The 26,249-nt window shown below is 71.2% G+C and carries 14 protein-coding genes; 1 reads left to right on the top strand and 13 read right to left on the bottom strand.

The window, feature by feature from the left end; genetic code table 11:
- From AB1634_09350 to AB1634_09315, 8 genes are all read right to left on the bottom strand, one after another.
- Positions 1–9,424: filamentous hemagglutinin N-terminal domain-containing protein (locus AB1634_09350; GenBank protein ID MEW6219720.1), on the bottom strand; the 9,424-nt coding region annotated here is incomplete at its 3' end.
- Complete coding sequence (locus AB1634_09345) at positions 9,414–11,069, bottom strand: ShlB/FhaC/HecB family hemolysin secretion/activation protein (protein MEW6219719.1); 1,656 nt, start codon at positions 11,067–11,069, stop codon at positions 9,414–9,416. The genes AB1634_09345 and AB1634_09350, both read right to left, overlap by 11 nt.
- Positions 11,070–11,499: 430 nt before the next feature.
- Positions 11,500–12,639, bottom strand: coding sequence for a thioredoxin family protein (locus AB1634_09340; GenBank protein ID MEW6219718.1), 1,140 nt, complete (start codon positions 12,637–12,639; stop codon positions 11,500–11,502).
- Positions 12,640–12,768: 129 nt separating this feature from the next.
- On the bottom strand, positions 12,769–13,563 hold the full coding sequence (locus AB1634_09335; protein ID MEW6219717.1) for a hypothetical protein: 795 nt from the start codon (positions 13,561–13,563) through the stop codon (positions 12,769–12,771).
- Between the two features lie 388 nt (positions 13,564–13,951).
- Positions 13,952–15,412: a hypothetical protein gene (locus AB1634_09330; protein MEW6219716.1), complete on the bottom strand. Its 1,461-nt coding sequence runs from the start codon at positions 15,410–15,412 to the stop codon at positions 13,952–13,954.
- A gap of 106 nt (positions 15,413–15,518) precedes the next feature.
- Positions 15,519–16,283: a PEP-CTERM sorting domain-containing protein gene (locus AB1634_09325; protein ID MEW6219715.1), complete on the bottom strand. Its 765-nt coding sequence runs from the start codon at positions 16,281–16,283 to the stop codon at positions 15,519–15,521.
- A 504-nt stretch (positions 16,284–16,787) separates the two neighbouring features.
- Entirely contained in the window at positions 16,788–17,864 is a 1,077-nt protein-coding gene (locus AB1634_09320) for a hypothetical protein (GenBank protein ID MEW6219714.1), read from the bottom strand.
- Positions 17,861–18,562, bottom strand: coding sequence for a hypothetical protein (locus AB1634_09315; GenBank protein ID MEW6219713.1), 702 nt, complete (start codon positions 18,560–18,562; stop codon positions 17,861–17,863). Before AB1634_09315 ends, AB1634_09320 begins: the two co-directional genes overlap by 4 nt.
- A 214-nt stretch (positions 18,563–18,776) precedes the next feature.
- Here AB1634_09315 and AB1634_09310 point away from each other — a divergent pair, with 214 nt between their 5' ends.
- Positions 18,777–19,322: a hypothetical protein gene (locus tag AB1634_09310; protein ID MEW6219712.1), complete on the top strand. Its 546-nt coding sequence runs from the start codon at positions 18,777–18,779 to the stop codon at positions 19,320–19,322.
- A 5-nt stretch (positions 19,323–19,327) separates the two neighbouring features.
- Here the strand turns inward: AB1634_09310 and AB1634_09305 are convergent, their stop codons facing one another.
- The 5 genes from AB1634_09305 to AB1634_09285 form a co-directional block, all read right to left on the bottom strand.
- Positions 19,328–19,549 (bottom strand): hypothetical protein, encoded by a 222-nt coding sequence (locus AB1634_09305; GenBank protein MEW6219711.1) that lies wholly within the window; start codon positions 19,547–19,549, stop codon positions 19,328–19,330.
- A gap of 73 nt (positions 19,550–19,622) precedes the next feature.
- Positions 19,623–22,886 carry a 6-bladed beta-propeller gene (locus tag AB1634_09300; protein MEW6219710.1) on the bottom strand — a complete coding sequence of 1,088 codons (3,264 nt, stop codon included), beginning with the start codon at positions 22,884–22,886 and terminating at the stop codon, positions 19,623–19,625.
- A gap of 39 nt (positions 22,887–22,925) precedes the next feature.
- On the bottom strand, positions 22,926–23,819 hold the full coding sequence (locus tag AB1634_09295) for a sigma-70 family RNA polymerase sigma factor (protein ID MEW6219709.1): 894 nt from the start codon (positions 23,817–23,819) through the stop codon (positions 22,926–22,928).
- Positions 23,820–24,016: 197 nt separating this feature from the next.
- Entirely contained in the window at positions 24,017–25,429 is a 1,413-nt protein-coding gene (locus AB1634_09290; protein MEW6219708.1) for a CDP-archaeol synthase, read from the bottom strand.
- Positions 25,430–25,440: 11 nt separating this feature from the next.
- Positions 25,441–26,070: a hypothetical protein gene (locus AB1634_09285; protein MEW6219707.1), complete on the bottom strand. Its 630-nt coding sequence runs from the start codon at positions 26,068–26,070 to the stop codon at positions 25,441–25,443.
- Positions 26,071–26,249: the final 179 nt, after the last annotated feature.

The raw sequence follows: 26,249 nt of genomic DNA, 5'->3' as shown, positions 1-26,249 counted from the left end.
CCCCCCCCCCCCGGCCGCCGGCCCGCCCGCCCTCGCCGGCATCGATGATGCCGGCCGGCGCGAACAGGGAGACGAGGCCGGCCTCGGGTCTGGCCTTGGGGCCAAGCGCGGTATCCGGGTCGGACGGGGCCGGGGACTGGACACCGGAGCCCACCGCCGGCGGCCGGATGAGATCAGCCACCTTCTGGCCGTTGGCGTCCAGGAGCGGGTCCATGTCACCCTGGCCGCTGACCGCGGTGCGGGCGCCCAGGCCGGCGTTGATGTTGCTCTGGTCGCTGTAAAGCATGATGTCGCCGCCACCGCCGGCCACCACCCGGGCCTCATTGACATCGATCGCGCCGCTGGTCAGCACCGCGATGTCGCCGCCGTTGGGGCAGAGGATGCCGGTGGTCACCGGGTTGGCGCTGGCGCTGGCCTGGCGCACCGAGCGGCCCACCTCCAGATCGCCGGCCGCCAGGAGGCACAGGGCGCCCCCCTGGCTCTCGTTGCGGATCCGGGTGGAGGTCATGGTCAGATCCCCGGTGTGGCTGCCGTCCCCCAGCAAGGGACGCACCAGCTGTTCCCGGACCAGGGCCGCCGCCTTGCCGGCCAGGATCTTGCGCTCCTCGGCGGGCACCTCGGTCAGGCTGGCATAGCCCTCCAGGGCCTGGGCAAACTCCTCGCCCATGGCCCGCCAGTCGTCGATGGTGAGAACGTCGCCGCTTCCGGGCAGAGGATCGTTCAAGCCGTTCTCCAGATAGGTGAAGGCGGTGGCGGCATCCAGGAGCTGGTCCAGGAGGAGCCGGGTCGCCGCCGGATCCAGCGGCACCGGGATGCCGGCCCCTACCAGCAGAAGGGCCGGGTTGCTGGGCAGGTCAGAAAAGAGGGTGTTGCCGGTGGCGTTGATGCCGCCCTGGTCCCGGTTGGCGTCCACCAGGCCCAGATCCAGGTTGCCGCCGGCCTGGACCACAAAGGCGCCAGGCCCGGAGAACTGGAGGAAGGCGAGGGGGGGGATGGTGCGGTCCGGCCGCAAAGACAGGTCCGCCCCGGCCTGGACGCGGGTGATCTGGTCAGAACGGTAATGGATCCCGGTGAGGCCCACGTCCCGGATGCTGCCCCTGGCCTCGATCGCCGCCGGCTCTGCCAGGTCCAGCCGCAGCCGCCGGAGGTCGCCGCCGGCGCGGATGGATACCGGCGTCGCGTCCCCGTCATGGATGAGGTGGTGGGTGGTGCCGTCACCCAGGGCGCTCATGGCCACACCACCGAGCTCGCTGCGCCGGTAGATCTCCTCTTCCCGGACGTCCACCTCCCGCAGGAAGGTGCTGTTTGCGGCATTGGTGCCGGCCACGTCCCCGCCCGCCAGGATCGACAGCCCACCAATCCCCGAGGGGGATAGCCGCAGCTCGGCGGTCTCGAAAAGCACGTCCTGGCCAGCCATGAGGCTCAGGAATGGCGGCGCCCAGGCAAGCCGGTCTTTGGCAGCTCCCGTCTGGTATGCCGGGTCGGCGTGGCGGCCGGTCAGGGTCACCGAGCCCCGGACCGCAGTCAGCTCCACGGCTGCCTCCGGGCTGTAGGCCAGGTTCCAGTGGGACGGGAGGGTGACCACCTGCGGGGAGGTGTTGGCGGGGTTGATGATCGCGCCTACCCGCACATCCCCCAGGGCGGCGACCCGGAAGACGGCGCCGGCCAGCTCCAGGGGGGTGGGCTCGGAGCCGGTGCCGAAGCTGCCCATGGCGGTGATCGAGCCTGCGCCGTCATCCACCAGGAAACGGCCGTTCACATCACCCCGGGCGCTGATCGTCAGGTTGCCTTCGCCGAAGGTGCCGGCCTGGGCGAAAAGGCTCCGGCCAGTGGTCACCGTCAGGTCGCCGCCGGCCATGGTGGCCAGGCCCTGGACACCGCCGAAACCGGGACTGCCGGAGAAGCTCGCGGTCCAGAGGTGGGGCGGGGTGCGGCCAACCTTGACGCCGCTGTCCCAGGCCGCCGGGTTGAGGACGCCCATAAGCCCGCCTGCCACCTGGATGTCGATGTCGCCGCCGCCGGCATACCGGAGATAGTCCCCCTGGCTTGCAGCCTCGGGGCCCGGCTGGCCAGTGGTGCGGATGCTGCCCACCGTGGTGCCGCTGGTGCCCCGAGCCAGGGTGAGGTCCCCGCCCACCCGCACGGCGATGGCGCCGGTGGCGGTCTGGATGGCGCCGCCGGCCAGGGTGAGGCTGCCCCCGGTCTCCACGCGCACCGGGCCGTCGAAGCTGCCGATGTTGTGCACCAGCTGGGTCTGCACCATGCGGGAGGAGGACTTGGCCGGCAGGGCACCGATGACGAGGTCCTGGCCGGCCCGGAGGCTTACGGCCGCCGACTCGGTGTAGATCTTCGTGGCATTGGCCACGGTCAGGTCGCCATCCGCCGCCAGGTCCAGGGCCCAGGAAGGGGAGGGCGTGCTCCCGAAGACGGTGAGATCGGTGGGCTGGTCCAGGAGACTGGCCTGCAGCAGCAGGTCGCCTCCTGCCGCCAGCAGGAGATGGCCGGGTGTCTGGCCGCCACCGAACCGCCAGGCGGAAAGATCCCAGGCCCCGGCCAGGGTCAGATCGCCGGTGGCGGTCACCTTCAACCCGGGCCGCACCGTAACGGCCTGGCCGTCCGTACCCTCGAGACGGAGGCCGCCGGGGCCGAGCAGCCGGCCGGCGATGTCGCCGGCATGGGCCATGAAATCCGCCGCCTCCTGGCGCCAGCCGTCCCGCTCCTCGCCGGCACGCAAGATCTTGTCGCCGGCAAAATGGTGGCTCGCCACCCCTTCGACAACGATCGCGCCGGCGCCGGCTACGGTGCCGGCCAGGACCAGGTCCAGGTCGTCGGCCTGGCCATCGCTGTCCCGGTCCAACTGGGCCGCGGCCAGGCGCAGGGAGCCGTTCCCCTGCTCGTGACCCAGCTCGATCCGGGCCGTGGCGTGCATGGTGAGGCCCTGCCCAGCCGCCAGGTCCATGGTGCCACCGGCCGCCGCCAGGGTCACCGGCGGGTCTTGCGCACTGCCCAGGGCGATGCTGCCACCGGCCTCCACGGCCAGGAAGCCGCCCGCCGCGGCGCTCGTGTCCGCGGCCACCACGATGTCACCCTGGTCGGCCCGCAGCCGCAGCTCCTGGGCCAGAAGCGCCGTGCTCACGGTCAGGTCGCCGGTCCGGGCCCGCAGATCCAGCCGGCGGTCAAAGCCGGCCACGTGGTCCATGAGCGCGGCGAGATCAGCCATGGCCAGGCTGTCCACCTGCAGGGTGCCGCCGCTTCGCGCCCCCTCGGCCCGGCCCGTGCAGGTACCCTGGACGCGGACGCCACCCTCCGGGCTCATCAGGACCAGCTCGCCCCCGTCCTGGCCATGGCCGGCCGAGACATCCACCGTTGCCCCCGGGTCGATCTGCACCGATCCGGCGCCGGCAGCCAGCTCCACCCGGCCGCCGGCCATGGGCATGGCCAGGAAGCTGTCCAGCACCGGCTCCTGCCACAGGCCGCCCCGGACATCGATGGTGCTGCCGGCGAAAAGCTCGATCCCGTCCTCGGGGCCGGAGCCGGTGGCCTGGAGGATCACCTGGCCGGCCGGGATCTGAAGCCGGCTGGACTGCTCGATGCGGCGGCCAACGATGGCAAGCGCTCCGCCGGGCGCCAGAAGATCGGTGGTCGCGTCCGCGGTGCTGGCCGGCTCCGCCGGGTCGCCGATGCGGACCAGGGCGCCGGCCGCCTCCAGCCTGGCCTGGGCCGGGACCAGGACACCAGCGGCGCTCTGGTCCGGCAGGGCAGTGACGAGATCCGTGTCCAGGGTCACCGTGCCGCCGGCCAGAAGGCGCGGGGTGAGGGTGGTCGCCCCGAGAAAGGCCAGGCTGCCGCCGGCCGCCAGGCGCAGCTCCTGGCCGGCTGCCACCTGGACCGATCCGGGGCCGACCAGCAGATGGTCCCGGGCCTCCAGGCTCAGGTCAACGCTGCCACTGTCTGCTGCTGCGGCCAACGCCTCGGGATTCTCCAGCACCAGGCTGCTGGCGGCCAGGCGCACCGCGTCCCCTTGGCCGGCGGTTCGGAGCAAAGGGGTGGCCAGGGTGGCATGGCCGGCCAGCGTCAGGTCGAGGCCGGCCATGAGGGTCAGGTCGCCGGCGGCGGTCAGGGTCAGCTGGCCGAGATCGGCAAGACCGGCCAGGGTGGTGGTATCGAGGGCGAGGCCGGAGCCGGTGGCCGGCTCTGGGCTGCCCAGGGTCAGGTGGTCGCTGGTCAGGGTCAGGCGGCCGCCGGCTGCCACGTCCAGGGGGGGGGTGGGCGGCGGCTGCCCCGTGCCCTCTGGCAGCACCAGGCCCTGGGCGGTGATGGTCAGATCCTGCGCCGCCAGGGACGCCCCCTGGCCCAAGGTCACGGCGCCGCTGGCGGAATGCACCTCCAGGGTGGTGGCGGCCAGACGGGTGGCCGGCGCCTCTGCCCCGGCTGCCGCGGTTGTTCTGCCGATGTCGATGGCACCGGTGGCGGCCAGGCGGATGATCGGGACATCGACAAAGGTGCCGGGAGCCACCTCGATGGTCCGGGTGCTGGCGCCCGCGACCACCCCGCCCGAGCTGTCCCGTGCCAGGTGGCCCAGGGCCAGGGTCCGGAGGCCCTGGCCGCTCAAAGCCTCGGCGCTCAGGGTGAGGCGGTCCCGCAGCTGTTCTTGCAGCTCCTCCGTCAATTCATCCATGCGCGTGTCGGGCCTGAAGTCCGGCGGCAGGCCGCCGGCGGTCTGGCCCACCGCCACCTCCCGGCCGGAGAGCAGGAGACTGCCCCCCTCATCCCGGGTCGCGCCCTCGGCGCGGATCGTGCCTTCCAGGATGGCGGTGGCGGCCGTCACCTCCACCTGGCCGGCGTCCATGGTCTGGCGCTCCGCAAGCTCGAAATGGCCCCGGGCCAGCAGCACGGACGCCGGCTGCACGGCAAAGGCATGGGGCAGGGCCTGCCGGCCGCCGGTCTCCCGATCGGCCACATAGCCCAGGACCACCGGCGCGCCATCCTGGGACCGGCTCAGGGCCAGGGCCGCGGCGCTTGACCCCAGGTCGGTGAGCACCATGGCGCCGGGCAGGTGGGCCAGCTCGTCGGGCAGGATGGAGTAGAGGCCAGCGGCCAGGCCGCCGGCGCCGGCGGCCAGCGCGATGGCCTCGCCGCTGGCGAACAGGGGGTCGCCGGGCAGAACCACGTGGCGGCCGGTGCGGGCCAGGGGGTTGGTGGAGCCTTCCAGGCCGTAGAGCCACTGGCTGGCGAAAAGGGTGCCGCCGGCGCTGGCATCCACCAGCGCCCCCTCCCGGAGGATGACCTCCTCGGCGGTCAGGCTGATGCCCTGATCGGGCAGCGCTTCGGCCAGGGGGATCGGGGTGGAGCTTTTGTCCTGGTGGTCAGCGGTCCAGCCGCCGCCCAGGGCGTCCAGGTTGCCGATGGGCACGAAGCCCTGGCCGGCGACACTCATGACGCTGTCCGGCGCCAGGTAGATCCGGCCCGGCTCGGTGTCCCCGGAAGCGTTGACCGTGATGCGGCCGTTGGGAGCAGCCAGAAAGCCCTGGTGCACGACCTGGCTCGCCTCCAGGGTCAGGTCGGCGCCAGCGCTCAGGATCGGCGTTGCTGCCGGCGCCTGGCCGGAGGGCCGGGTGGTCAGAAGGCCGCCGGCATGGACCGTGAAGCGGGAGTACGTGGTGGGAAAGATGCGCCTCGCCTCCAGGAAGAGGTCGCCACCGGTGCCGAGCCGGCCGTCCACGCCCACCGGACTGCCGGTGGGCGCCTGGTAGTAGAGGCCGCCATCCCCCAGGAGCAGGTCCTCTCCGGCGGCCAGGGTGACGGTGCCGGCGTTGTGCACCGCCACCGAGCCCTCCACCTCCAGGTAGCGGGCAGAAAGGCTCAGAGAGCTGTCGCCACCGGAGCCGGTGCGGCCGAAGGTGTGGCCCAGGGTGGTGGTGTTGGTGAGAAGGAGCGACACCGCCGTCAGATCCAGGGCGCGGTCGCCGGTGTCCACGGTCAGGCTGGGCGCGTCCAGCTCGATGCGGCGCCAGGGCGCCGCCGGATCGGTGGCCGAAAAGGCGCCATGAAAGGTGAGGTCGTTGGCGCTGGCCAGGGCCAGCCGGTCGAATCCCTGCTGCCGGAGGCGGGTGGGGTCGAGGCCGCTGCCGGCCGCTATCCCCAGGCTGGCGCCCGGATCCGTCCGGGTGATACGGACCGTGCCGGCGACCGGCGCGCCAGGGGCAGCGCCACCGGCCAGCTCCCCTTCCAGGAGCGGCTGCTCCCAGCTGGTGATCGTCAGCTCGCCGGCCGAGCCGGCGGCGGTGACCGCCTGGGGGGATTCGCCCTGCACCAGCACATAGCTCTGGCAGGGGGCCGGGCCGGCCACATCCACCAGGCTGCCGGCCAGGAGCTGGACCTGGCCGGTGCCGGAGGTCAGCGTCACCAGGCCGCCATCGACGGGGGTGGCGCCCAGGGGCAGGCCAAAGGCCGGTGGCAGCCGGTCCGGCAGGGCAACCCCCTGGGCGGTGATCACCGCGCCGGGGGTCAAGGTCAGGCGTCCGCCATCATCGCCGCCCTCGCGGGAGCCGCTGCTGACCCGCACGCTGCCTCCTGGTGCGGTCAGGGTGCCGCTGACCTCGATCGCATCCGGGGCCCGGAGCCAGATGGTGCTGCCGGCGCCGGGACCGACCGCCAGCTGCGCGCCGGCGCCGACGACCACGTTCGCGTCTGCGGCCACCACCTCGTTGACCAGGTTGGAGAGATGCAAGCTGTCGCCGGCAGCGAGCAGGATACTGGAGACGCCAATCTCCTCGATGGGCACGGACACCGGGCCGTCTGCGGCGCCGGTGCCCGGGAGCGGCTGGCCACGGCGAACCGGCGACGGCCCGAAGATCGCGCCGGCCGCGACCTCCATCCCCTGAAAGCCGTGGATCGTCACCCGGGTGAAGCCGGTGGCCGCCAGCCGGTCATCTGCCAGCACCAGATTGGCCCCGCCGCCTGCGGCGCCGGCAGTGAGCAGCGCCGTCTCGGCCCAGAGCCTGATCTCGCCTCCCTTCTTGCCGGCGATGGCCTGCCCCCGGAGCTCGCCGTCCAGAATGATTCTCGACTGGGGGCCAGGGGAGCCGCCGATGTCCAGGCTGCCGGCATCCCCTCCCTGCACCCCGCCGCCGGGGTCCAGAAGCACGCCGCCTTGCACGTCGATCACCGCCCCTGCCGCCACTTCGATGCCGTGGCCCCTGTCTGCCCGCTTCTCCTGGATGGTGATCGTGCCGCCATCCAGCCGGCATGACGTCCGCCCGAGACCGGCCTCGATGCCGGCAGGCGTGTTGTCCCCATCCTCGCCGGCCACGTCCAGGCTGCCGCCAGCGGCGATGACGATCCGCCCCGGCTCGCCGCCTTCGGGGGTCCAGGTTGACCGGCTGGGCATCTCCTGGAGGACGATGTCACCGGAAGGCACGGTGACTGCGCCGGCCACCGTGATGTCGTTGGCGATCGCCTCGAAGGAGCCGTCGTGGGGCAGGACAAGATTGACCCCCGAGTGGATCCCCAGGCTGGTGTTGGAATACAGGCGCAGCGTGGCCACGCCGGACTGGTTGATGGTGCTGGCGGTCAGGTAGGTGGTGCCCTCGTCGCGCTGGCTGGCCGCGGGAAGGGTGGGGAGGATCTCCAGGGCCTCGACGCCGAAGTCCCGTACCCGCAGGTCGTCCTGGCCCGCCGCGTCCATCAGTCCCAGCCGCAGCTCGCCGCCCCGGGGCTCCTTGCGGCCCCGGGTGAGCTGGCGGCCAAGGGCCGCGTCCATGCGCTCGGCGGCCTCGGTCTGGTAGGGGCCCGGGGTGGCATGGCCGTCCAGCCGGCCGTCCAGCACCAGCCGCCGGCCGTTCAGGGTGGCGATGCCCGCATCGGCGCCCTCGATGAAGGCCGCCTGGGCCTCGGTGACCTCGGCGATGCCGTCGTACTGCCGCCACTGGGGCGCATCCTTGGGCTGGTACCACCGGTCGCCGGCCTTCAGCCGGCTGGTGGTGACCACGCCCTGTGCGAACCGGGCACCGCCGCCGGAGAAGTCCACCACCGAGCCCAGGCTGAGGAGGAGATCCCCGGTCCCGGCCTCCAGATCGATGGTGCCGCCCTTCACGGCCCGCTGGGTGGCAGTCTCTTCCTGCTCCTGGAGATGGGCCTCCAGGTTGCCGATGGCCGAGCCCTCCAGGCGACTGACCCGGATGGTCTGGCCGTGCAGGGTACCGCCCTTCTGGCCGTAGTCGTCCCGCAGCTCCTCCCGGTTGAGCTTGGCGGTGATGATGGCCTCGGTGGCCGGCCGATTGATCCACAGGCCGGCCACGTCGACCACGCCGGTGTCGCCCACGGCCAGGCGCGTTTTGGCCCTGGCGGTGATGGTGCCGCTGGGCGCCACCACCTTGCCCTGGATGGCGATCTCCGGCGCGTCAAGGGTGATGCTGCCTTCCACCTCCGGGGTGTCCTCGTGCACGGTCTCGGTCTGGTCCCCCGGCGTGTCGTCCCGTCTTTCGTCGGTGGGCGCAAGGCCCCCGCTGTCACCGGGCCCCTGGACGGCGTCGTCCTGGATCGGCGAGGCGGTGACCGAGCCGGGTCCGGTCTCCAGCCGCTCGCTGGCCTGGAGCACGATGCGGCCCGGCAGGCGCACCGCGGTGGTGGCCCGGACGATGCCGTCCTGGTTCACCACCCGGCCGAACATGCCGGCAAGACCGCTGGGCGCCTCGATGACGCCGGTGTTCGTGGCCCGGCCGTCCGGGTCCGCGGCATCCTCGGTGACCGTCACCTGCCGGCTGCCGTCCTCGTTGCGGCCGAGATCGACGCCGTTCGCGGCGATCAGGAGCACCTCCCCGGCCGGGCTGGTGATGGTGCCGCTGTTGACCACGTTGGGGCCGACCAGGATGGCGCTGCCGGTAAAGCCCGTCTCGATGTGGCCCCGGTTCTCCACCGTGGCGCCGGGTGCTGCCCCGCCCTGGAAGCGCAGGCGGCCGGCCAGGAAATCCTCCTCGGCCATGGCCAGGGCCGAGGCCACCAGGCTATGGACGCTCACCTGGGCTGTCTGCCCGAAGAGGATGCCGTTCCGGTTGATGAGATAGATGCCGCCATCGGCGGTGAGCCGGCCGTTGATGACGGATGGATCCTGGTCGTGGATGCGGTTGAGGGCCGCGTGGCCGGCGTTGCCCTGCTGGTCGAAATGGACCGCTGCTCCGGCGCCGATGTTGAAGCTCTCCCAGTCGAAGACGGCTTTGGGTCGCCCTGGGTCCTGGACCACGGTCATGGCCTTGGCCGCCTGGTCCACCGTTGCCGTACCCTGGAAGGTACCCCCGGCCAGGGCCTCCGGCAGGGCGCCGGGATCCACGGCCAACGCCGGCGGCGCCGCGCCGGCCAGGACCGTGGCCAGGGCCACCGCGGTCCGGCACCAGACTTCCGGTCTCGGGCTGCGTCTAGAATCCATACTTCACCCGGAAATGGAGCCGCTTTTCGCCCCGGTCGATCTCGCCGGCATCCATGAGCGCGGTGGCCCAGTCCAGCTGGAATTCCAGGCCGGAGAAGAAGCGGCCCCGCACGCCCAGTCCGAAGCCCGCCAGCCCGAAGTGGTCCTCCTGGCCGGGCAGGGCGTCGCGGATCCGCAGTTCGGCCCAGTCCCAGAAGGCATAGGGCACCAGGCGATCATCCTTGCTCCCAAGAAGAGGACCCAGGTCCCGGGCGGTCAGCTCGGCGGAGGCATGGACCGCGGTGTCGCCGGCCACCTCGCTCTCCCGGTAGCCCCGCACCGAGGTCATGCCACCGGCGGCGTACTGCTCGTTGGCCACCAGGGGCTGGTCCGTCATCTGGCCGTCCACTTGGAGATCGAGGCCGAAGCCGGCCGGCAGCCGCTGTTGCCGCTCCAGACCCATGGTCACCACCAGGAAGTTGCCCCGGCTATCGGCCCGCTTGTCCCGGAATTCGTCCAGGCTGGAGCCCAGGCCCCGGAAGGCCGCCACCAGGCCGGCGCTGGCGCTGCTGCTGCCGGAGGCATCCGGCAGCGAGGCGTTGTAGGAGGCGTAGAGGGGCACGTAGGCCACCGGCGTCTCCTGCGCCGGCAGGCCGTCCCCCAGCTCCAGGCTCTCGTCGAAATCCTTGTAGTCAAAGCCGGTCGTGATGTTGTGGCTGTAGGCCCGGTAGCCCGGGAGCGGCAGCACCCAGCGCGCCCCCACCAGGAAGCCTTGACCCTTGGCCAGAAAGCCGTCGCCAAAGGCCGTGGCGCTGTCCGACCAGAGGGCAAACAGGGCCAGCATCTGATCCGGATGCCACGGGGCCGGCAGCAGGTAGGACAGGGCCGCCAGCTGCGCCTCGTCCGGGTCCTCCGGCGTGACCTGGGCCTGCAGGGCCAGGGAATGGCCGCGCCGCCACAGGTCGTCGTAGGAGATGCCGGCATTGAGGCGGCTCGCCGTGGTGTTGGGGGAGGCCCGGTTGTTCCACTCCAGGCTGCCGTGCACGGGCAGCCGATCCTCCACCGCCAGCTCCACATCCACGGTGCCGGGTCTGGCGCCAGGCTTGAGGGTAGGGGTCACGGTGAGATCCCGGCCCCGGTTGAGCCGCAGCAGCTCCTCCTGGACCACCGGCAGGTAGAGGACCTGACCGGCCGCCAGGGAGGGCAGGCGCCTGGTGATCTGCTGGGAGGTCACGTGCCGGTTGCCGGTCACAATCACCTCGCCCACCACGCTCTCCACCACCTCCAGGATGACCTGCCCCTCGGCCACCTCCTGGGGCGGGATGTTCACCAGCACCGCCGGGTAGCCCTCCTGGTGGTAGCGGGCCTCCAGGGCCTGCCGCGCCGCCTCCACGTCCTGGGCCGTCCGCTCCTCGCCGGTGAAGTCCGCCAGCACCTCCTCCAGTTCCTCGGGCCGCAGGATGGTGTTGCCCCGGGCCACAAAGCCGGTGATGGCAAAGCGCACCTCTTCGTCCACCGGAACCTCGGCCTGGCTGTCCGCCAGATCCCTTCCATCCACCATGCCCGCTTCCACAGCCCCGGCTGCGTCCTCCTGCCCGGCTGCCACCGCGGCCGGCGGTCGGGCCACGGCCACAGCCAGGAGCAGGGGCAGGAGCAGGCGGGTCATGGCTGACCGGCCCGGGCGCCGGCTTCGCGGCGCAGGCGGCTGGACAATCATCGGGGTGTCCGGGAAACGGGCTTGAGGGACGAGATGGCCAGGGGAGCCCCGGCCTCTTGCGGCTCATCATTGTGGATGGCCTCCGTGAAGGCCCGGTTACGACGGTGTTCGGATTTCATCAAGAAAGCGGCCCCGCTCCCTGCGGGGAATCCGGGGCCGCATGCCGCCGTGCCCGCGTTGCCCCGGCGGGTGCACACCGAAATGTTTTCAGCCCTGAAAGGGCGTTCCATACCAGCCCAGGGCAACGCCCTGGGAATCTGGGCGGACCGTATCACCGCCGGGGTACCCCCGGGTGTCACCTCGGGCGTCGCCGCCGGGGGGGACGGCGGCGGTATCGTCACGGCGCATGCCGAAAAACCGCGCGGGCGCCCTCGGGGCATCAGCCGCCCGTGGCCGCCGGCACCAAGGCGGCCTCGATGGCGGCCTTGAGGATCATGGCCGGCTTGAAGCCGTCCAGCCTGGCCTTCTCCCGGCCCTGGGCGTCCAGCAGCACCACCAGGGGGAAGCCCTCCTGCTTGTAGTGCTCCTTGTATTGGGTCAGCTGGTCCGAGTTGACCTTGATCCAGACATAGCGCTCGGCCATGGCCTTGATGCGGGGGTCCTCCAGGGTCTCGGCAAAGAGCCGCTTGCAGTACTGGCACCAGTCGGCGTAGAGGACCAGGATCGCAGGACGATTGCCGGCCGCGGCGGCGGCCAGGCCGGCATCGTGGTCCTCGACCCAGGGCAGGGCCGGACCGGCCAGGGAGGCGGCCGGCTGCACGGACACCACCTCGTAGTCCACGGTGACGGTCTGACCCAGCCAGGGCGGATTGAGGTCCACGGTGAAGAGGTCGCCGGTCACCGACACGATGCGGCCTGGCTGGCCTTCGATCTCCAGGATGGCGCCCAGCTTCGGCTCCAGCCGGATCTCGATCTCCTGCTCCGTGACCTGGACCCGGGCGGTGCCCAGCTCGTCCTCCACCACCTGGCCATCTTCGGCCGTCACATCCATGGTGACGAGATCCCCGCCCACCGCGCTCACCCGGGCCTTGACGTAGGGCCCCAGGGGCGGGGTGTCGCCGACCTGGGGCAGCTTGCCGAACCGATCCAGGAAGATGCGGCCGTTCATGCCGATGCTGCGGGGCAGCCGCTTCACCAGGGGCAGCTGGCGCCGGAGCTTTTCGTCCGGCAGGCCGAAGCCCTCCTCCGGCGGCAAGGTGAGCGTGGCCCGCTCGCCCATGGACCGGCCAACCAGGGCCCGGTCCAGGCCAGGCAGCAGCTCTCCGGCCCCGACCAGGATCTCCTCCGGGGTCAGTCCCGGCCTGGGCCGGTACCAGGGAGCCTTGGCCAGGCCGGCATCCCGGTCCACCTCCGGCCGGGAGGTGAAAGCCACCTGGCCGTCCGCCAGGCGGATGGTGTAGTGCAGGGCCACCAGGTCGCCGTTGGCGATGGGGGCGGCCAGGGCCGCGGCCGGGAAGGGGAGGAGGGGACAGACGGCCAGGGCGAGGCTGGCCAGACGCTGCAGGAACGGGCTTGCCATAGGATCTCCTTTGCTGTGAAGACGAACCGCAGCATGTGCAACCGGGAATTTCGAAGGTTGAAGGAACCGGTCGTTGACGTTTCGGATCAGTCCTGCCGGTCCCTTCTGCGGTTGGACATTCCTTGTTCGCTATTCGCTATTCGCTTTTCTCTCGGGCTGGGCCGTCACCTCGCAGGTGAGGGCTTCGCCGGCCAGGGGTTGGCTGAAGTCCGCGGTGAAGGTCTCTTCCGCGGTTTCGGTGATACGGCCGACCAGGGGGCCAACCCGGACCAGGCGGCCGGGCTGGGCGTCGATGACGATCTCCCAGGTCTGGCCGCCGTCCCGGATGACGGCAGGGCCGAAGGGGGTGGTCAAGGGGGTGCCCGGTGCGGCGGTGTAGACGATAGTCACCTGGCCGTCCTGGCCCACGGCCGTGATCGTTCCCGGCACCGCCGGGTCGATGGTGTGGCTGGCGCCAACCGCCGGCGTCTTGCCCGTGCGGCGGTTGTACTCGTCGGCGGTCATCCGCTCCTCCTTGGGCCGCTTGCGCACCCGGGCCAACTTGATCACCTGGCCGCCGGCACTCCTGGGCGGGTCCTCTATGGTGACGGTCCAGGGCTGGCCCAGAGGGGCGGCCGGCAGCTCAGCAGCCAGATAGGCCTGCACCGCCTCTTCGAAGCCCGCCTCGGGGTTGAGGCGCACCGTGGCTCCGGCGGTCAAGGTCACGGGACCGGGCTTGGCAGGCTTGAGGAAGATGGGGGCCAGGCCCTTAACCCCCTCCTGGCTCCAGGACGGCTCGGTGCTGGCGGCCACGGTGCCGTCCGTCATCCGGCAGGTGAAGCTCACGGCCACGGCACTGCCGGCCTCGATGGCGCTGGCCGGGCCGGCAGCACCGAGGCCGAGGATCAGGCCGGCAATGCCAAGGCTCTTGGGTGTGGCTTTCATGGCGCTCCTTCATTTGGAAGGGTTTACGGAACGTTCCGGCGCGGCTGGGCAGTGGAGCGGCCGGGCCGGGCCTTCCTGGGGGATCGCCGCCAGCACAGGACGGCCGTCCCGGACGCGGCGAGGCCAAGGTATACCCGGCAGGGTTAAGGTTCCGATTACGGGATGGTTTGGCTCGTGTTAAGGCACGCCGGGGCGGGATCCCCCGGCCGCACGCCGTGGCGGAGGCCCCAGGACAACGCCCTGGGGTTACGGGCGTGGACGTGGAACGTGGACGCGTGCATGAACGGGACGCGTGCTTGGGGCCTGTCCAGGCATGGCTCGGGTCAAAGCACGCCGGGCCTTCGATCGCTCGAAGGCCCGGCGCTGTGCTGCGGGAGGCTGGGTGGGATTACGGGAACAGCGGGTTGATGGCGCCCCGGTAGCCGGGGAACACCTCCTCGGAGGCGCGCATGTACACCATCTCGTCGCCGGTGGCCCAGTACTTGGCCTTGCTCGCGGGCACCGAGCTGGAGGCGAAGGCCATGAGGTCCGCCATCACCTGCTCGATCGCCGGCGGCTCGCTGGCGCTGGCATAGGTCCACTGGGTGGTCCAGAAATCGTAGAGGCCGTTGCGGATGGTGGTCCGGCGGGGCTCCACGCACTGGTACTTGAGGGCATGGGTGTTGGCGTAGTTCGAGGTGCCCTCCAGCTGATCGGCGTCAGCGTAGCCGATGGCGCCGGTCAGGGTGTTGATGCACTTCATCTCGTCGGTGGAGCCGTCGTTGAACCAGACGGTGGGATCGCCGGCGCTCTCCGTGGTGTAGGGGAAGGCACCCCAGTTGCCGTACATCACCGTCCAGTAGAGGGCGGCGTGGGTGCCGGAGCCGGCGTGGCGCATGCAGACGACGATGGGGTCGGAGGTGAACCAGCCGCCGAAATCGCTCCAGTACCAGGCCTGGCCGGAGAAGATCATGGTGGCCATCAGCCGGGAGAGGTTCTGCAACGGCATCGACTCGCAGGAGGTGGCGCTCAGGGCCACGTCCGGGCAGTTGGTGGCCTTGGTGCAGGCCTGGCCGACGTTGACACCGCCGGAGCAGGTGCCGCTCACGCACTTGTAGTAGCCGATGCAGTCCTCGGACTGGCCGTTGGCATCGGGAATACAGAAGTTGTCAGCAGCCGAGATGGCCTTGTGGGCGCCTGCCGTGGGCTCGTTGGCATCCGGGGCCGTGCACTTGGTCACGGTCACCGAGTTGTTGGCAAAAAAGCCGAAGGGCACCACGGTGGGGTTCCAGGCGCGGTAGCCGGTCATGTCGATGGGAAAGAGAACCCGATCCACGAAGCCGCCGCCGTTCGGGCCCTTGAGCTGGCCGTGGCTCTCCTGGACAAAGGCCGAGCCGGCCACATCCGAGGCGCCCAGGGTGACGTCGTAGCACTTCTTGCCGTTCACCACCGTGCCCACCAGGGTGGTCTCGTCCGCCATCTTCCGGTAGCACTTGGGATCGGCGCCCGCCGGCACCCCGGCATCGCCGGTGACGCACTTCTCCGAGGAAGAGGCCAGGGAGTCGTCGCACTTGATGGCATTGGGGCCTTCCATGGAGGCCTTGGCGGAGTACCGGATGACCACCTTGTCGTTGCTGTAGCCGGTGCAGGGATTGCCTACCGTGACCCCGTGCTTCTTGTCCGTGGTCTCGCCCTGGCCGGTGATGGTGCAGCCCTTGGTGCGGAGGAAGTCGTCTGCGGCGTCGTTCCAGTACAGGTACTGGGCCGAGGCGCCGTAGATGTTGACGTCCCGGGTGGCAGCGCCGGCAGTGGCGTGCAGGCCCACCACCGCGGCGCCAAGAACGAGGGCGCTTGCGAGGATCTTCTTCATGGTCGTGATCTCCTTCCGATCTGTGGGTTGGATGAAGGGCGCTCAGTCGGCGGTGCCGGCTCCCAGGCCGGCACCGGCAGGTCTGTCTCAGTGTGCTGGTGCGAGTCTAGTTGCGGCGGCGCAGGCCCAGGAGGCCGGCCAGCCCGGAGCCCAGGAGCAGCATCGAGCCGGGAACCGGCACCGGGTTGATGACGGTGGAGCCGTCAGCCATGGTCCGGATCACGGCCACGTTGGCACCAGGGAGGGGGTTGTCACCGAAATCGAAGAAGTGCAGGTAGGTGTCCACGTAGCCCACGGTGCTCAGGGCGCCCAGGCTGCTCTCGGAGGAGCCCCACTGGGCGTAGATACCCAGGAATTGGTTGTACGAGCCGACAGCGCCACCGCCAAGGTCGAACATTCCATAGTAGCCCTGGGGATCGGTCTTGAGGCCCACTGCCGTGGCCAGATCGCTGTTGGGGCTGGTGTGGTTGGCGGGGTTGTCGCCAAAGGCAAGGCTCCCGCCATACGAGGACTGAAAACTGCCGAACTTGCGGTTGCCGCTGGTGACCCCGCTCTCCAGGTTGTGGCTCAGCCACACGTCCTTGGACGCGAGGCTGCCCTTGGCAACATACGCCATCCGGATGTCGGCCCAGTTGGTGGTGCCGTAGTCGGACAGGGCCAGGGGGTTGGTGTTGTTCTCGCCGGCGCCCACGATCACGTTGGTGCCGGTGACCAGGGTGCGGACGTCGCCCAGGTCGGTGATGATCTGGCGGTTGGTGGTGGTGTCGTAGGTCACCCGCAGCAGGTCGTATTCCTCGAAATAGGCCTGGGCCTGGGTGGTGGCCACCATGGTCATGGCCAGGGCGGCGGCGGCGAACAGCGTCTTCTTCATGATCGTTCTCTCCTTACTTTGGTGTTGTTCCTCAGGTTGCGCCCCTGCCCGGAAGAGGCAGACGCGCGGTTGCCTGGCCAGGCCCGGACACGCCCGGGGCTGGTCAGGCGCAGGGCCTTCTTCGTTGGTGGTGGGCACCTCCTTCGCGCTTGGTCAGTTGGGGCCGTTGTTCCATTCCTGGCTTCTTCTCCCGGTTGATCGCTCGTGTTGTTGTCCGTGCTCACGGTCCCGATGGCCCGACCTTCACGTGCCGTGCATGCGGCGTTCGATGGGGTGCCCGGGGAAGGGGCTGGCTGATCGTCCGTCTCGTGGGTGGCGGCGAGCCATCGTTACCCAAGGTTGTGGATCGCGATTGTTAGAAGAGGGTTTGGCCCTGGTTAGAAGAGGGTTTGGCGCTGGTTGCGGTTTGATGAGAGAGTTGCCATGCGCGGGGCGCACCCGAAGGGGTGCCACGCCGGAAGTCGGCTCTGGTGGCCGTTGTTTCTTAAGAGGCGCTGCGGGCGCTCAGACCGCTGGCCCCCAGGCCGGGGGGGGAGGGTGCCCTGCCTGGAAGGCCTGCAGCAGGCGGTTCGCCAGGCCAGGCTCCCCCGGGTCAGACTCCACCACCACCGTTTCGCCGCCCGGTCCGGCGCCGGCAAAGGACTCGGTATGGGGCAGCCGCTGGCCCTGGTCGAAGAGGGCGGCCGTCTTCTCCCGGCCAAGGACGTAATAGCGGCCCTGGCATCGCCACAGGGAGTAGCCGTTCCCGGTCGCCAGCCGGTGGGGGCCGTGCCGGAAGCGCTCGGCCAGGGCTTCCGCCAGGCCGCCGGCCGCGGGGTCCCGCTCGAAGACCACGGTCTCGCCCTGGGAGCCGATGCCGGTGGCTGCCTGGGAGAAGGCCAGGCGGCCATGCTGCCGGAGATGTCTTTCTGCCGCGGCGCTGCCGAGACAAAAGATCCGCCCGCTCTGGCTCCAGAGGCGGAACCGGGCGGTGCTGCCGGCCAGGGGCCTGGGGCGACCGGCCAATCGGCGAGCCAACCGCTGCTCCAGGGCCGGGCCGGAGCCGGACGCCTCCAGGATCAGGGTCTCCCCCCGGGGCCCGGCCCCCAGCAGGGTGCGGGTGAGGGTGAGATGCCCCAGCTCCAGGAGCTGCTCCCGGGAGACTTGGCTGCCCACGACCACCAGCTTGCCCCCCTGCCAGAAAAGAAAGAAATCCCGGGCCACCGCCTCCTCCAGGGGAATGACCAGGGCGTGGAAGGCCTGCTCCAGGTCGCGGCTGGCGGTCTGATCCGCTCCCCGATCCGCCACCAGCACCGGCCAGCCTTCGGGCCCGGATTCGGGCAGCGGCCGCAGGGCCGGCAGCCGGCCGTGGCGGCGGAAGGCCTGGTGATCCTCCTTCTCCAGGGCCAGCAACCGTCCCGCATCCGCCCAGACGAAGAGACGGGGACCGTCCACCAGCAGCCGGCGCTCTCCCGGGTCGAGCCGGAGCCGCATCTCGTCTTCCGGCTGTCGCTCCAGGATCCCGGCCACCGGGCCCAGGCTGCAGCCGGCGACAAGACAACAGAGGGCCAGGATCAGGCCAGCGGCCGAGCCTGCCTTCATGCCTGCCGCCGCCGCGCCCGGATGCCGCCGAGGCCCAGACTGCTGCCCAGGAGCAGAAGGCCGCTGGCAGGCACCGGCACCGGGTTGATGATGGTGCTGCCGTCGGCCATGGTCCGGAGCACCGCCACCTGCACCCCCTCCCCGGCCTCGGCCGCGGACCAGTAGAAGAGGTACTGGTCCACATAGCCGCGGTTCTGCAGGCTCTGCAGGCTGACCTGGCCGGAGACCGAGCTCAGGAGGTAGGCGAAGCTGTGGCTGCTGCTGCCGCCGGGACCGACAGTGGCGGTGCCGAACTGGGCGTAGAAGTCGAGCACCGTGCCCATTTCCCGCTGGACATCGCCCACCTGCGAGGTCTCTAGCCGGCCGCCAAAGCCAGGCAGCCAGATGCCGTCCGCGGCAAGGCCGCCCGCCAGGTAGCCCACCCGCAGGTCGGCCCAGGAGGCCTGGCCATAGCCCGGGTGGTCGAACATCTCCAGGGAGAAGGCGTCCGGACCGTATCCCACCCGCAGGTTGACCTGGCTGACCAGATCGCGGACCTGGCCCAAGTCGGTGGCCACCTCGCCGCTGCCGCGGCTGTCGTAGACCACCCGCACCAGAGAGTCGTCGGTGAAGTAGGCGGCGGCAGGGCCGGGGAAGGCGAGCAGGCAAAGGGCCGCGGCCACGACGGCGGCGGATCCGGCGGTCTTGAGCGGATGCATGGCGATCTCCTTTGGGATGGCGATTGGAAGGACAGGCCCGGTTGCTCGGATGCGTCAACGGCCAAGATATGGCTCCCAATTGTTAGGCTCCGGTTAGGCTTCGGTTCCGAGACGGTTGCCGGACGGATGGCTAACCGGATCCTAACGGGACAGACGGCGGCCGGACGTGCTAGCCTCCCGGCTTATGTCCTGTTGTCCCTCTGGGAGGTGTGCCATGATCAGAAAGCCCTTGTTGACCCTGACCCTCTCCGCCAGCCTGGCCGCCGGCTGCTCCACGACCCTGCCGGTGGCCTGGCAGAACGACGTCACCGTCGCCGAGCAGCGGGAGATGCAGGAATGGCTGGCCGGCAAGCGCCAGGAGCTGGCGGAGGTGGTGGCGGAGTACCAGCTGACCTGCGACCCGGTCTTCCGGCAGCGGCTGGAGGTGCTGATCCGCGAGGTGACGGCCGCTGCCGGCGAAAGCCGCCAGCGCTTCCTGCGCCAGCGCGCCTATCATGCCGGTCTGCCGGGGGAGAAATGGCAACTGGCGGTCGGGGTCCTGGAGGAGGCCGAGGCCCTGGCCTGCGCCATGCAATTCCAGGCCGCCGAGCTGGCCGCCGGCCGCACCAGCTGTCCGGCGGAGCCGGCGGCCGCCAGCGCCGCCTACCAGGCCATGCACCGGCTGTGCACCGCCGAGCAGCAGGCGGTCTGGGAGAGCTGGGCCCGGGCCGGGCAGGAGCTGACCGCCCAGGGCGGCGCCATCCTGCCCGGCCCGCGCTAGCCTCTTCAGACCGGCGGCTCGGCATGGGGTCGCATGGCGAGATACCAGCTGCAGGCCATGGCCTGCAGGCTCTCGTCGGACCAGCGCTGCCGGACCTCGTCCCAGAAGCCACGGGAGACCAGCTCCTGCCAGCAGGACCGGCAGGCGGCACAAGGCGCCTCCGGCCGGCACGGCCCGGAGCAGCCGGCCGGCGGGAGGTTGCGGAAAGGGAAAGGGAAGTCGGACATCGCGCTCCTCGCTTGCCAGGGCATGGGAGTTATGGGACTTGCAGGTCCCATAACTCCCATGCCGGCGGTTCGTTCAGGGCTTGGCTGCCTGGGCCAGGGCGCTCCAGGTGGCATCCAGGCGGCGGTCGGTGTTGCCGTCCAGGGCGAAGAACAGGGCATAGGTCCCTGGCTGGGCTGCGGCGGGCAGCGCCAGCACCTCCAGGGGCTCCGGGATGGCTGCCAGGGGGAAGGCGCCCAGGCGGCGGATGCCGGGGCGCCAGCCGCCGGGGATGGACAGGGAGGCCCAGCCGGCCGGGGTGCGGAGGATCAGCCACCAGTCGGCAGGCTCGCCGGCGTGGCTACCGGGGTCGAGGCGGATCTGGAAGGCGATCCGCCCCCCGGGTGCGGTCAGCAGGGGACCAGCCTGGCCGTTGACCAGCGCCTCCGGCACCGGATCCCGGTGGGGAGGGGGCGGCGACAGCGGATCCCGGGGATCGGTGCCGGCCTCGATCTCCTGGCGGTCGTCGTAGCCGTCGTCGTCGGTGTCGGCCCGGGCCGGATCCGTGTCGTGGACCCGGATTTCGCTGGCATCATCCAGGCCATCACCGTCGGTATCGGCGCTGTACGGGTCGCTGCCGGTCTCGTCGCTGTCCCGGAGGCCGTCGCAGTCGGCATCCAGGGCACAGGAGGCCGGCGGCGGCTGCCAGGAGAAGCGGGTGACCGGGTAGCTGCCCCAGGCGCTGAGCACATAGAGGTCGCCGGCCGCGTCGAAGGTCATGGCCTGAGGGTTGGTGACCCGGTCGGTCACCGCAAAGGCCTGGCTGCCGTCCGCGGGATAGAGGGCCAGCACCCGGTTGTTGCCGGAGTCGGCTGCGTAGAGCAGGCCGTCCGGGCCGAAGGTCAGGTTGCGGGGGCCGCGGAGCTGGCCCGGACCGCTGCCGGTGCCACCGAAGCTGCGCAGGAAGTCGCCTGCCGGGGTGAAGACCTGGATGTCATTGCCAGTGGCGTCCGCCACGAAGACCTCGCCGGCCGGGCCGACGGCGATGCCCCAGGGCTGCAGGAGATGGCCGCCGGCGCTGCCGCCCCATTCCCCCAGGGGCCGGCCCGCCTGATCGAAGCGCTGCACCGTGCTCCGGTTCTTGACCGTGATGAAGACCTCCCGGCTGGCGGGGTCGACAGCGATTCCCTGGATGAGATCGTTGGCGCTGTAGCCTCCGAAGCGGAAGCGGTATCTGCCCTGCCGGTCGAAGACCTTGACGTAGCGCCGGGGCGTGGTGAGGTCGTCCGGATCCTCGTGCATGCCGCAGCCGATGAGAAGGTTGCCGTCCGGATCCACGGCCAGGGAATCCGGCCAGCCCATGCCGTCCTCTTCCCAGTGCTGGCCGGAGCGGCCGAAGGAGAAGGTCAGGCTGCCGTTCGGGTCGAAGCGGCTGACCCGCTCCGGGTAGCGGTCCAGGATCCAGACCTGGCCGGTCACCGGATCGGTGGCCGTGGCCACCGGGCTGCGAAGCTCGCCGGGGGCGTTCTCCGCCAGGTAGCCCCAGGAGCGGCGGTAGGCGCCATCGCTGCCGAAGACATGGATCCGGCTTTCATAGGAGGCGGTGACAAAGATCTCGCCGGTGGCCGGATCGGCGTCCACGGCCCGGGGATGGAAGACGATGCCGCGGGCGGGGTCGCTGGCGATCTGTCCGAGGAAGGCGCCGGAGGGGTCGTAGTGGGCCAAGCGGTTGTGGTCGGTGTCGGCGACCCAGAGGTCGCCGTGGCGATCCACCGTCAGGTCGCGGGGCCAGGCGAGGTCGGCGACGCCGCCGCCGTGCTGGGCGAAGGTGCGCCGGTGGCGGCCCTCCTGGTCGAAGACCTGGAGGCGGTTGGCAGCGGTGTCCGCCACCACCACCTCGCCGGTCTGCGGCAGGACGGCGATGCCGTACGGATCCCGCAGCTGGCCGTCCGCCGCGCCGCGACTGCCCCAGGCCAGAATGAGGGCGCCGTCCCGGTCGAAGCGCTGCACCCGGCAATTGGCGCGCTCCACCACATAGATGTCACCGTTGTCCGGATCCACGGCCACATCGGTGGGGGCCAGGAACTGACCCGGGCCGCTGCCGGGGCCGCCCAGTACCTGGCTGAGGCGTCCGTCCAGTCCGAAGCGCAGCACCCGGCCCGCCGCCTCCTCGGCCACCAGCACCGAGCCGTCGGTGGCCACCGCTGCGCCGGTGGGGGTGGAGAGGCTGGTGCTGTCGGCACTGAAGGTGAGGACATAACGACCCTGGCGGTCGAAGGCCTTGATCTTGCCCTTGCCCTGATCCACCACATAGACCCGATCCCGCTCCGCGTCCACGGCGATGCCGGAGGGCACCTTGAGCTCGTCGTCGTTGTACGCCCGGTTGGTGATGGCTGCCAGCATGCCGCCGCCGGCATCCAGGACCTGCACCCGGCTGTTGCCGGCGTCCGCCACCAGCAGCCGGCCGTCCGCCAGGCTGCTCACCCCCTGGGGCTGTTGGAAGAGGCCGGGGCCGGTGCCGGTGCCGCCCAGGGGGGGGCTCCAGGTGCCGCCGGCGGCCAGGATCTGCAGGCGGTGGTTGGCGGTGTCCGCTACCAGGAGGTCGCCGCTGGCCGCCAGGACCGCCAGCTCGCAAGGGCCGCCCAGCTGGCCGCGACTGCTGCCCGCCTCGCCGAAGCTGCCGGCAAGCTGGCCCTGGTCGTCGAAGCGCAGGATGCGGTAGCGGTCCCAGTCGGCCACGTAGACAAAGTGGCCGTCGGTACTGGCAGCGACGGCGAACCGGCTGCCCAGCTCGCCGGGGCCATCCCCCGGAGAGCCGAAGCGGCGGCGGAAGCTGCCATCCAGGGCGAAAACGCTCACCGAGCCGGCGGCCCAGTCGGCCACGTACACCTGGCCGACGCCGTCCGTCGCCACCCGGTTCGGCCCCAGGAACCGGCCGGCTTCCCGGCCCCAACCGCCCCATTCCCGGACAAAGGCCCCCTCCTGGTCGAACACGCTGATCCGGTGGCGGCCGGCGTCCGCCAGCAGGATCTCGCCAGCGGGCGCGGCGACGGTCACCCAGGAGGGCAGCCGAAAGTCGGCTGCCGGGTCGGCCGGATCGACGTGGTGCCAGCGGTACAGGAAATGGCCGGTGGCTGCCTCGAAGAGCAGCAGGCGGCCGGTGACCGCGTCCAAGGTCACCAGACGCTGGCCGTCCGGCAGCCCGGCCACCGATTGCGGCCGGAACGTGCCGTAGTTGAAGTTGGACCAGCTGGCCACCGCCGCCGGCGGGCTCAGGGCCTGGGCCGGTGCCGTGGCCACAACCTGGGCCACGGCCAGGGCCGCGGTGAAGGCAAGGGATTGGCAGATCTGTCTGGTCATCGTGTGCTCCTCCGTGCTTTTTTTTGTTTTGTCCGGAGGTCAGTCCTGGCGAGAACGCCCGGTGCCGCCGCGGGGCCGGCGAGGGTCCGGGCCTGCCGCCAGCTGCCGGGCCAGGCGCGCCAAGGCTTGGCGCTCCAGCATCTGCACCCGCAGGCCGGACAGGCCCAGGGCCCGGCCCACCTCCTGGGGGGAGCGGGCCTCGCCGTCCTCAAGGCCGTAGCGCAGGATGAGGACCCGCACCAGGTCCGGCTCCAGCCGGCGCAGCTCGAGGTGCAGGGCCTCCCGTTCTCCGGCCAGCGCCAGCAGATGATAGGGATTGCCCCGCTCGCCGCCGTCCGGGCAGGCCAGATCCGGCAGCCGGTCCTCCAGCCCGCCCTCGTTCGGCTGCGCCCCGCGGCTGAGCAGCATGGCCTGGCGGACCTGGGCGGCCAGCGGCGGGGGCAGATCCAGGGCCTGGGCCACCTCGTGGCTCCGGGGCGGCCGCCGGAGGCGGCGGGCCAGCTCCTGCTCCGTGTGGCACCACTGGCGCACCAGGCGCACCATGGAGCCTGGCAGCCGCACCGGCCGGTTGAGGCCCTGCAGGGCGCGCAGCATCGCCTCCCGGATCCAGTACACCGCGTAGGTGGCGAAGCGCAGGTTCCGTTCCGGGTCGAAGCCGTCCGCCGCCCGGATCAGGCCCAGATTGCCCTCGGCGATCAGGTCCATGAGGGGCAGGCCTCGGCCGGCCAGCTCCCGGGCGAAATGGACCACCAGGCGCAGGTGGCCGGAGATCAGCCGCTGGCGGGCGGCGCGGTCACCGGCCCGGGTCTGCTGGGCCAGGCGGCGGATCTCCTCGTAGCCGAGGACCGGCTGGCCGCGGATCGCCTTGAGGTAGGCGGCCAGGCCGGTCTCCCGGTACAGAGCGGCGTACGGCTTGGCAGGCGGGGCAGACATGAGGCGCTGGGACTCCCGTGCGGGGCAGGGACCAGGAAAGACGGCTGGCTCAAGCCTTGGCGGCCCGGCGTCCGACAGAGGGGATCATGCCGGATGGATGTTATTGTCCGGTTACGATTCGGATAGGATCTTCTTGCCGGTGCCGGGTGGGGGAAAGCCAGGGAGGGAGTGGGAGGGCGGAGGGCAGCGGGGCGGGGTCACGCTTTCCGGGGGGCGGTGCCCTGCCGCAGGGTGATGACAGTGGCCTCCGGCTCGCAGTTGAAGCGCACCATCACCGTGGAGGAGCCCACCCCCCGGGAGGTGTAGCCCTGCATGGCGCCGGCCTGCCAGGGGCCGCTGACCATTCGGCGGGGCGTGCTGCGGCTGTGGGTGAAGAGCGGGCCCAGGCCGGGCAGCCGCACCTGGCCGCCATGGGTGTGGCCGCACAGGTAGAGGCTGGCGTCCCGGGCTGCGGCCTCCCGGGAGAGCTCCGGGGAGTGGGCGAGGAAGATGATGAAGGCGCCCGCCGGCACCTCGCGGAAGGCCCGCGTGAGGTCGTGGCACTTGTAGTAGTGGGGATCGTCCACCCCGACCAGCCAGAGGCGGTCCTTGCCCCGCGTCACGGGCTCGCTGTCGTTGACCAGCATCACGATCCCGGCATCCTCCAGCTCCGGGATCATCTCGATGCAGTCGTGGTTGCCCAGCACGCCGAAGATGCCGTCCGCAGCCTTGATGACCCGGGTGATCCGCTTCAGGCCAGCAATGGCCCGCACCGTGGGGCCGTAGAGCTTGGCCCGGATATCGCCGGCCACCAGACACAGGTCCACCGCCAGGGGCGAGACCAGGGCGGCCAGGCGGCCGGGCAGCTCCGGGTCGCCATCCGCATGCAGGTCGGCCAAGAGCAGGATCCGGTAGCCGTCGAAGGCGGGCGGCAGGTGGGGGAAGAAGAGATCGATCCGGGTGAGGCCCAGGCGGGCGGTATTGGCCCGGCCCTTGCCGTAGAGGCCCAGGAGCCGCACCAGGCCCGTGAACAGCCACTCGTAGACGATGACGTATTCGAAGTTGAGGTAGCGCTGCCAGACGGCGATGGGGGCGTGGCAGGCCCGCCACTCCTTGAAGCGGGTGGCGCTGCGCACCAGGCGGGGGTAGTCGGGCACCGGCGGCGTGTCCAGGACCCTGGCCTTGAAGATGGCGGCCGGATAGGCCAGGAGGCAGAAGAGCACCAGGACCACGAGAAGGCCTGGCCAGTCCACCAGGGAACGATGATGCAGAAAGAGCAGGGGCAGAAGCGCCTCCAGGCCCTGGTCCAGAACCGGCACCCGGCTGCCGGCCGCAAGACCCAGCCGCCTTTTCAGGAAGGAGCTGGCCAGATCGCCGGCCATGGCCAGCAGGCCAGCTGCGGCGCCGGTGGCCGGGGCCAGGCCCCAGGCCAGGCCCATGGTGGCCGCGGCCAGGACGCCCAGGACAAGCCCGGCCAGGGTCTTGTGGCTGCCGAGCAGGCGATGGCCATCGGGCAGGACGAGGCCGGCGTCCAGGGGCCAGGGGAAACGGCGGGCCAGGGGGGTGATCCCGAACAGGGCCGGCGCGATATTGGCGGCAACGACGATGGAGCCGGCAGCGAGCAGGGCCACGGCAGGGCCGGTCAGGGGGAGAGGATGAGGTCCGGCAGCTCGTCGGTATCACCCGGCTGCCGGGGGAAATGCTCGGCCAGCACCTGGCCCAGCGCCGCGATGGCTGCCTGCAGGGCGGCGGCGGCCTGGCCGCGCCTGGTGCCTGCCGCCACCCCGGCGGCCAGCTCGGCCAGGCGGGCCTCCGGCAGATGGGCGGCCAGGCCCCGGTCCACCAGGATGCACACCTTTTGCTCAAAAAGGGAGATGAAGACCAGCACGCCGGTGCCGGCCCGGGTCCGGTAGAGGCCGTGCTCGAAAAAGCTCTGGGTGGCCCGCTGCCAGGTCTCCTCCTCCCGGCGGCCTTGGGCCACGAAGGGGCGGCGCAGCCAGTCCAGGCGCTGGGCGGCCAGGAAGATCCCGGTCACCGCCACGATGGCCAAAGGGACAAACCAGGCCAGGGAATCGGCCAGGAAGAGGTCGGTGGCCAGGAGCGCCAGAGGGGTGCCGCCCGCCAGGCCGGCCAGGAGGGCGGCCTCGGGATAGGGGTCGCTCTGGGGCAGGATCATCACGGCCACCTCGCCGGCACTGGTCGCCTCCACCTGGCGGATGGCCTGGCAGACGGCCTCCTGGTCCGCGGCCGACAGGATTTCTTCTTTCGCCATGCTTGCCCCCTCCCTGATCCTGGCCTACCAGTCGCTGCTGGCGCCGCCGCCGCCGAAGCTGCCGCCGCCGAATCCCCCGAAGCCGCCCCCCCGGCCGCCGGAGCCGCCCGGGAACCCCCCCAGAAAAAGGCCGCCCCGGCGGTGTCCGCCGCAGCCCGCGCCGGAAATGAGAAGGGGCG

This window comes from Thermodesulfobacteriota bacterium (assembly GCA_040755095.1).
In the GTDB taxonomy this organism is placed as follows: Bacteria; Desulfobacterota; Desulfobulbia; order Desulfobulbales; family JBFMBH01; genus JBFMBH01.
The sequence above is the reverse complement of the archived record's forward strand: the minus strand, read 5'-3'. Positions and strand labels throughout refer to the sequence as shown.